The following is a 1,790-nucleotide window of genomic DNA, read 5'->3' as shown; positions in this document are numbered from 1 at the left end:
TTTGTTCGGCTGGTAACTGCCGACCTTGCACGTCCGCTTCAGGATGTTGTTGAAGTTCGCCTGGTCCGGCTGGAGTTGCAGGCTCGGCTTCTCGAAATAGAAATCGAAGCCGTAATCGAACCTGTTGGAAGAAGGCCCTCCTCGACAAGCATATTCCCATTCCGCCTCCGTCGGCAAGCGGTACACCCAGCCAGCTTCCTTCGCTTTGTCATTCACCAGCTTGAGGAACTCCTGGCAATCGTCCCACGACACCATCTCCACCGGAAACCGCTTCTGATCCGCCGGCGCTACCCCGGCCACGGTCTTGAAACTGCTCGGATTCAGCCCCGTCACCTTCTCCCATTCCTCCTGCGTCACCTCGTACTTGCCCAGGTAGAAATCGTGCGGGATTTCCACCTCCTGATTGCCCACGTTGCCGCCGGATCCGCCCATCCAGAACTTGCCCTTGGGCACCAGCACGAACTCCATCCCAAGGCTGTTCTTGAAGGACTTCGCCAACGGCACCTCGCGCGCGGCCACCACCTGCCCATCCTGCACCACTTGCAGTTTGCCGCCGAGCAGCTCCACCTTGAGCGTCACCGTCTCGCCTTTCTTCAAGACGAACTTCGTCGTCTCGAACGTCAGGTCGCCACGCTTCACGACGAAGCCATGCTCGCCAGCGCGCAAGGCGATGTCTTGCTTGTCCGCGCCCTTGATGGTCGGGCCATTCTGGTCGAACACGATCTGCACGTCCGGGTCGTCGCTCTCGATGCGCACCGTCCCCTGCGGCGTCGGCCAGAAGATCACGATGCCCAGCACGAGGAGGGCCGCCAGGCCGCCGGCCAGGGCGAGCAGCAGCGGGAGACGGCGGCGGGGTGGTGCCGCCCCCTCACCCCCGGCCCCTCTCCGCCGAAGCGGGGGCGAGGGAAGTACCTGCGTTTGCTCCGCATCCCGTTCGATGGCCCGCAGTGCCTCCACCACCTCGGCGGCGCTGGCGGGCCGCTCGGCCGGCTGCTTGGCCAGCAACTGCACGATCAGATCGTTCAACGCCTCCGGGATGTCCGGGTTGAGCTGCTGCGGCTCGGTCGGCGTGTCCAGGGCCAAGGCAGTGAGCAGGCTGAGCGTGTCCTTCCCCTTGAACGGCACGTCGCCGGTACACAGCCGGTACAGCACCACCCCCAGGCTGTACAGGTCGCAGCGGGCATCGACCTTTTCGCCGCGGGCCTGCTCCGGCGCCATGTACGCCGGCGTGCCGACGATGGTGCCCGATTGGGTCAGATGCGTGTCATCCGCCAGGCCGCGGGCCAGGCCGAAATCGAGGATCTTGATGTTGATCTCCCCGGACTTACGGCCGGGGCTCGCCTCCAGCCAGAGATTGGCCGGCTTGATGTCGCGGTGGATCAGGCCATGCTCATGGGCCGCCGCCAGCCCCTCGGCCGTCTGCCGGGCGATGCACACCGCCTCGGCCACGGTCAACTGCGGCTCACGCTTCAGCCGTTCATCCAGCGGTTCGCCCTTGAGGAACGGCAAGGCGATGTACGGCACCTCGCCTTCCTGCCCGATGTGCAGAATGGGGACGATGTGCGAATGCTCGACGGCGGCGGTCGCCTGCGCCTCGCGCAGAAAGCGCTGCCGATTCGTTTCCTTGGCCGCCAACTCGGGCCGCATCACCTTGAGCGCCACCAGCCGCTTCAGGGCCGGGTCCTCGGCTTGCAGCACCACGCCCATGCCGCCGCTGCCGAGCACCTTCAGCACCCGGTACGAACCGAGCCGGCCCAGTTCATCGGGCTGCTGCTTCGGCGCCAGGAAAG

Annotated in this window: 1 protein-coding gene; it reads right to left on the bottom strand. The window is 65.5% G+C overall.

Features of this window, described 5'->3' with window-relative positions:
• Positions 1-1,790, bottom strand: a 1,790-nt coding sequence (locus ACK42S_RS17835; protein WP_409710778.1) for a bifunctional serine/threonine-protein kinase/formylglycine-generating enzyme family protein, incomplete at both ends; no start/stop codon positions are given.

This window comes from Caldimonas sp. (genome assembly GCF_046289365.1).
In the GTDB taxonomy this organism is placed as follows: Bacteria; Pseudomonadota; Gammaproteobacteria; order Burkholderiales; family Burkholderiaceae_C; genus Caldimonas.
The sequence above is the reverse complement of the archived record's forward strand: the minus strand, read 5'-3'. Positions and strand labels throughout refer to the sequence as shown.